Source organism: Nocardioides sp. P5_C9_2 (genome assembly GCF_054049555.1).
Window position 1 is genome coordinate 1 of record NZ_JBFUMD010000246.1, and the last position, 5,657, is coordinate 5,657.

A 5,657-nucleotide genomic window follows, 5' to 3' on the forward strand; every position below is an offset into this window, starting at 1 on the left:
GGACAACAACTCGTGGACGCAGACCGTCGGGGAGGTCGACCCGCTGGAGCTGCTCGAGGTGCAGCTGTGCAACTCGATCGCGCCGTTCCTGCTGGTCTCGCGCCTGCGTCCGGCCCTGTCGGCCGCGGCCGCCGCGGCCACGTCGCAGCGGGCGTACGTCGTGAACGTCTCTGCGATGGAGGGCCAGTTCTCCCGCCGCTACAAGGGCGCCGGCCACCCGCACACCAACATGGCCAAGGCGGCGCTCAACATGCTCACGCGCACCTCGGCGGGCGAGATGTTCGAGACCGACCGGATCCTGATGACCGCGGTCGACACCGGCTGGATCACCGACGAGCGGCCCCACCACGACAAGCTGCGGATCGCCGCCGAGGGCTGGCACGCCCCCCTCGACCTGGTCGACGGTGCCGCCCGGGTCTACGACCCGGTCGTGCTGGGCGAGGCCGGCGAGGACCTGTACGGCTGCTTCGTGAAGGACTACCGGCCCTCACCCTGGTGACGAGCGACCGAGCACTCGTGGCCCGACTGGTTGACTGCCGCCCATGACCACGCTCGAGACCGCCGAGGAGTTCCACGCGCGCGGTGGTCTGCCCGTCGAGCTCGGCGTGGAGAAGGACAACCCCCGGGCCCGGGTCTTCTGGGAGCGCTGTGGTTTCACCTACGTCGGCGAGGACGAGAGCGAGCACCGACTACGGCTGGCGTGAGCGGCAGCCCCTCCTACGTGCGCCGGTGGAATCGAAAGTCGCCACTGGGCAGTCGTTCGTGGCGACAGTCGGTGTCGTGGACACGGTGGTGATGGTGGGGGCAGAGCAGGACGCCGTCGGCCAGGGCTGTCTTCCCGCCCTGGGACCAGGGGTCGAGGTGGTGCGCCTCGCACCACGTGCCCGGGACGTCACACCCCTCGGCCCGGCAGGTCTTGTCCCGGATCAACATCGCCTTGCGCAGTCCGGATGAGAACAGGCGTCGGGTGCGACCGAGGTCGAGCGGGACGCTGTCGCCGCCGAGGACGGCGGGGATGACGTGTGCGGCGCAGGCGAGCCGCCGGGCCTGGGCGGCGGTGATGAGGTCGCCGGTGAGGTCGTCTCCTGGGACGAGTCCGCCTCCGACGAGGTCGGCTGTCGCGAGCTGGGTCCTCAGGGAGTCGAGCGGGATCGTGACGATGACCGTCGTGGCGTCGCCGCCGTGCATCGGGAGACGCGTGGAGTCGACCGCTTCGAGGAAGGCGCAGAACGCCTCCCCCAGCCGGCGCGGGTAGGGCAGCCGCGTGAACGGGTCGTCGTCCTTCGCGTCCTCGCCAGCAGGTCGCTTGCGGGGATTCGCGAAGGCCTCGAGGTAGGTCGCGAGCCGGGTCGCCGTCGCGTCCGGGACGCGTCCGGAGACCCTGGTGGAGCCGTCGCCGAGGCGGCGCATCGTCAGCCGGGTCTGGGCGGCGGCGTTGGCCTCGAGCTCGGCGAGCCGGCGTGCCTCGGCCTCCTCCGCGATCTCCGGTGCCACGACCTGGAGGATGTGACGCCCGAGCCGGGCGAGCTCCTTCGGACCGAACTCGCCGGCCCGAGTGACGAGGTGCGCCTCCGCATGAGCGACGACGTCCGCGTCGACGCTCGCGGGCAGTGCGCCGAGCGCGCGGTGGATGACCTGCGCCTGGGCGAGGGTGACGGCCCCCTCGCGCATCGCCGCGGAGAGGACCGGGCGCTCGCGGTCCAGTGCCACTGCGAGGGCCAGGTCGGCCCGGGCGTCCGAGAACCGCGTGCGGGTCATCCTCGCAAGCCATCCGGCAGCATCCTTGGCCGCGATCACGGCAGCGAGGTCGTCGGCATCGGCCAGGATCCGCAGCCGCAGCTCGGCGAGCTGGGCCTCGGCCTGCGCCAGCTCGGTCAGCGCCGCGGCCTTGTCGTCAGTCGCCATGAAGGCCGGTTGGACGTCTGCCACCGACTTCAAGCAGGCCCGGACGTCCGCGACCACAGCAACAATCGGGTGGGTCATGGACGGCCTCCTCTCGACGACGGTGCATCACGCGCTCACGTGACTCACAACGGTCGTCGCTCCTGGAGGCCCGGATCCCGGACTATTACTTACCCTCGCAACTCGTCCCACCAGCTCGGCATCTCGACTGCCCGGTGACTACATGGAACGTACCTGTCACGCTACCTGGAATCGCCACTATTCGCAAGCACGTTCGGGGACTATTTGCGTCGTCGTCGAAGGACTCGTGGCAGTGTGACGACTGCCTGCGTCCGCCACTGGCGTGGAGGCACTCGCACAGATCAGGAGGCGCGCCATGGGCACAGGAGCCGGAAGTGGCATCTCGCCGCCGACCGTCACGCCGGTCCTGGTGGCGGAGCTGCTCGTCGAAGGCGGGCGGATGCCGGTCTACGCGCAGGTCATCGACCATCCGGACGCGCGCGTGCTGGTCGACACCGGCATGACGCAGCTGCACCCGGCGGTGGCCGACATGGATCCACGCCTGAGTCCACTGAGCGCGCGGGCCGACTTCGACCCGGCCGGCATCGACATCGTGATCAACACGCACCTCCACTTCGACCACTGCGGCGGCAACCACCTCTTCACCGGCACGCCGATCTACGTCCAGCGCCGCGAGCTCGACGACGCACGCAGCCTGGACGACTACACGATCCGCGAGTGGGTCGACGCCCCTGGCCTGCAGTACGTCCCGGTCGACGGCGCCCTCGAGCTGCTGCCGGGTATCCGGCTCATCCCTGCGCCGGGCCACACCCGAGGCTCGCAGGTGGTCGTCGTCGAGACGGAGGGGCGTCCAGTCGTCATCGCCGGCGACACAGCGGTCTTCTTCGCCGAGCTCGACGAGCCACGCACCGAAGGACAGCGGCTGGTCCGCGCGCTCGACCCGGTGGAGGTCTGGCTCTCGCACGAGCACGAGCCGTGGCGAATCGGCCGTGGGCCCCGAGCCGGGCCGGTTCACCCGTAAGGGGTGAGTCGTCGGGCGCGCAGGCGGTCCTACGGTCGGAGCGCTGGAGGCGCTTCAGCTGGATACCTGGGTCGCCCGGTGTGCTGTGGGTGAGTCGGGGGGACCCGGAGGTACCTGTGACCACATCAGACGTCAGCGCCCCGCAGCCCGGGCTGAGCGTCGGGCCGACGAGCGAGTTCAGCCTGTTCTTCCGGGTCAGACCCGGCGAGGCGCCGCCCCTGCGCGAGGCGCTGTCGGCGCTCCAGGACACGCCCGGCTACCGGCCGGGCGACTACGGAATGGCGATCCAGACCATCCACGAGGCGCGGTTCGTGCTGTTCGACGACGACACCCGGCTGGCGTTCATCACCAGCTTCGACGGCCCGTGGGACGCCTACATGGAGGACTTCTTCACCTCGGGTCCGACGCTGGCGCTCTTCGACGTGATCTTCGGCCACGTCGAGGGCTACGACGGGCTGCCGGACGTCGCGGCCGTGCGCTCGTTCGTCCTGGGCGCCGAGCAGAGCGCCGCGGCGTACGCCCGCAACTACGGCGGCACGGTCAAGGAGATCCGCAAGGCGCAGCGTGTGAACGACGCCTTCCAGCAGGTTCTCGACCATCCGCAGGCCGCCGAGATCCTCGAGCACCCGGCGATGCAGCCCTTGCTCGACGAGGCCGCCGACTAACCGCGCGGGCGGGACGAGGCGCTGCCATGTCTGACCACATCTCGGGGCCGCGAGCCCTGGCCGATCCGATCGCGGACATCACCGACTTCTACGCGTTTCCGAGCCCTGACTCCCCAGGTCGCCTCGTTCTCGTGATGAACACGCTGCCGATGGCCAAGCCCACCGACCTGTTCTCGGCCGGTTTGCTCTACCGGTTCCGTCTGCGACCGCTGAGCGCGCCCGCCGCCGACTCGAGGAGCTGGGCGTTCGTCGCGGGCGACGACGAGCTGGTGCTCGACTGCGTCTTCGGCTCACCGGAGCACGTCACTGACAAGGACACCGGTCGACCGGACCACGAGCAGCACGGCAGCTGCGTGACTCCGAGCGGCGCGGAGGTCACCTTCCGCGTCAACGACGAGGCCGGAGGTGCCGGTGGAGGTGTACGCGTCTTCGCCGGGGTGCGGTGGGACCCGTTCATCATGGACGCCCGCGCGGCGCTGGCCACGATCGCGACGCGGAAGCTCGCGTTCACCGAGGAAGGGTCGATCTTCCTGGACGGCAAGAACGTGCTGAGCATCGTCGTCGAGATCGACGCCGGCCTGCTGCCAGGCGGGGCCCTCGTGGGGGTGGTGGCCGAGACCCTGACCCGCGGTGAGTTCAACGTCCGCATCGAACGGGTCGGTCGGCCCGAGGTGAAGAACATGATGCTTGCCCCGAAGGACTTCGACCGGGTCAACCGGGACCTGGAGATCCGCGACCTCTACAACATGGAGGACGCCTTCCATCTCGGCGAGTCGTACGCCGGTGCGTTCCGGGCGCGCCTGGACGCGAACCTCGCGTTCTGGGACGGTCTCGACGGCACGCAGGACTGGCCGCTCAGCGAGGACGGCGGCCACCCGCTCACCGACCTGGTCCTCGCCGACTACCTGGTCGTCGACCCCACCATGCCGTACGCCGAGCAGGGGTCGTTCCTGGAGATCGAGCTGGCCGCTCGGCGCGGGGAATCGCACCGGACGTGCGGGGGCCGGGCACTGAACGACGACGTGATGGACGCCCTCTTCACCCAGCTCGTCAACGCGGGGAACGGCCCCACCATCCGGGACGGCGTCGACGCCGCCAGTCGCCCGGCCACGGTCGACTTCCCCTACCTGGCGACGGCGAATCCGAGCCCGCCCGAGYCTCCCGAGCACCACTGACCATGACGGGTGAGCACGTGACTCCGGTGGACGTCACCGCCGCGGCCTTGGACCTGGACGACATCCAGTCCGGTGCACTGTTCGAGCGCCCGTCGCCGTACGTCGGCACCTACCTGCTGCTCAGCATCCGCGACCGCCACGACGGCCGACTGCTGGTCCGGCGGCTGCACCGGCTCCTCGCCGCCGCCGGCGAGGCCAGCGAGGCGGGTGAGACCTCCCTGACGGTCGCCTTCACCTACACGGGGCTGCARGCGCTCGGCGTACCGCAGTCGTCCCTCGACAGCTTCGCCCCCGAGTTCCGGCAGGGCATGGCAGCGCGAGCCGAGATCCTGGGCGACGTCGGTGAGAGTGGTCCCGACCAGTGGGAGGAGCCTCTGGGAAGCCCCGACGTGCACGTCGCCATCGCGGTGCTCTCCCCGGACGAGGAGCGGCTTCGGGCTGTCGCCGAGAGGGCTCGCGCGGCCCACGCCGAGCTGCCCGGGATCGAGCTGATCTGGCGCCAGGACTGCTACCAGCTCGCGTCCGGGCGGACGTCGTTCGGGTTCAAGGACGGCATCGGCCAACCAGCTGTCGAGGGAAGCGGGAGGCCGGCCACCGACTCGGGCGACCGGCCGCTCAAGGCAGGCGAGATCATCCTCGGACACCTCGACGAGACCGGCGAGCTGCCCCCGATGCCGACCCCCGATGTCCTGGGCCGGAACGGCACCTACGTCGTGATCCGCAAGCTGCACACCAAGGTGGCTGCCTACCGGAGCTACCTGCGCACGAAGGCGGAGACCCGCGCCGAGCAGGATCTCCTCGGCGCGAAGATGGTCGGCCGCTGGCAGAGCGGCGCACCGCTCGCGCTCGCGCCCGACCAGGACGACCCGGAGC

General features: G+C 70.4%; 5 protein-coding genes and 2 pseudogenes. 6 read left to right on the plus strand and 1 reads right to left on the minus strand.

Translation table 11 applies throughout. The features are described from left to right. Together ACXJKL_RS12955 and ACXJKL_RS12960 are read left to right on the plus strand one after the other, a co-directional pair. A pseudogene (locus ACXJKL_RS12955) lies at nucleotides 1-499 on the plus strand (short-chain dehydrogenase); the annotation flags it as partial. Between the two features lie 43 nt (nucleotides 500-542). Further along, nucleotides 543-704 (plus strand): hypothetical protein, encoded by a 162-nt coding sequence (locus tag ACXJKL_RS12960; protein WP_457207457.1) that lies wholly within the window; start codon nucleotides 543-545, stop codon nucleotides 702-704. Between the two features lie 13 nt (nucleotides 705-717). On the opposite strand, the gene ACXJKL_RS12965 is transcribed toward ACXJKL_RS12960, so the two are convergent. Next, a complete protein-coding gene (locus tag ACXJKL_RS12965; RefSeq protein ID WP_457207458.1) occupies nucleotides 718-1,983 on the minus strand; it encodes a DUF222 domain-containing protein in 1,266 nt (421 codons plus the stop codon). A gap of 295 nt (nucleotides 1,984-2,278) precedes the next feature. Between ACXJKL_RS12965 and ACXJKL_RS12970 the strand changes: the two genes are divergently transcribed. From ACXJKL_RS12970 to ACXJKL_RS12985, 4 genes and pseudogenes are all read left to right on the plus strand, one after another. Further along, nucleotides 2,279-2,944, plus strand: a complete 666-nt coding sequence (locus tag ACXJKL_RS12970; RefSeq protein ID WP_457207459.1) for an N-acyl homoserine lactonase family protein — start codon at nucleotides 2,279-2,281, stop codon at nucleotides 2,942-2,944. 116 nt (nucleotides 2,945-3,060) lie between these two features. Then, nucleotides 3,061-3,609, plus strand: coding sequence for a hypothetical protein (locus tag ACXJKL_RS12975; protein ID WP_457207460.1), 549 nt, complete (start codon nucleotides 3,061-3,063; stop codon nucleotides 3,607-3,609). Nucleotides 3,610-3,635: 26 nt separating this feature from the next. Then, nucleotides 3,636-4,784 (plus strand): DUF4331 family protein, encoded by a 1,149-nt coding sequence (locus ACXJKL_RS12980; protein WP_457207461.1) that lies wholly within the window; start codon nucleotides 3,636-3,638, stop codon nucleotides 4,782-4,784. Between the two features lie 2 nt (nucleotides 4,785-4,786). After that, a pseudogene (locus ACXJKL_RS12985) lies at nucleotides 4,787-5,657 on the plus strand (Dyp-type peroxidase); the annotation flags it as partial.

Excerpts from the sequence above, each read along its gene's own strand:
- ACXJKL_RS12960 (WP_457207457.1), top strand. The coding sequence starts at position 543 with ATGACCACGCTCGAGACCGCCGAGGAGTTCCACGCGCGCGGTGGTCTG.
- ACXJKL_RS12965 (WP_457207458.1), bottom strand. The coding sequence starts at position 1,983 with ATGACCCACCCGATTGTTGCTGTGGTCGCGGACGTCCGGGCCTGCTTG.
- ACXJKL_RS12970 (WP_457207459.1), top strand. The coding sequence starts at position 2,279 with ATGGGCACAGGAGCCGGAAGTGGCATCTCGCCGCCGACCGTCACGCCG.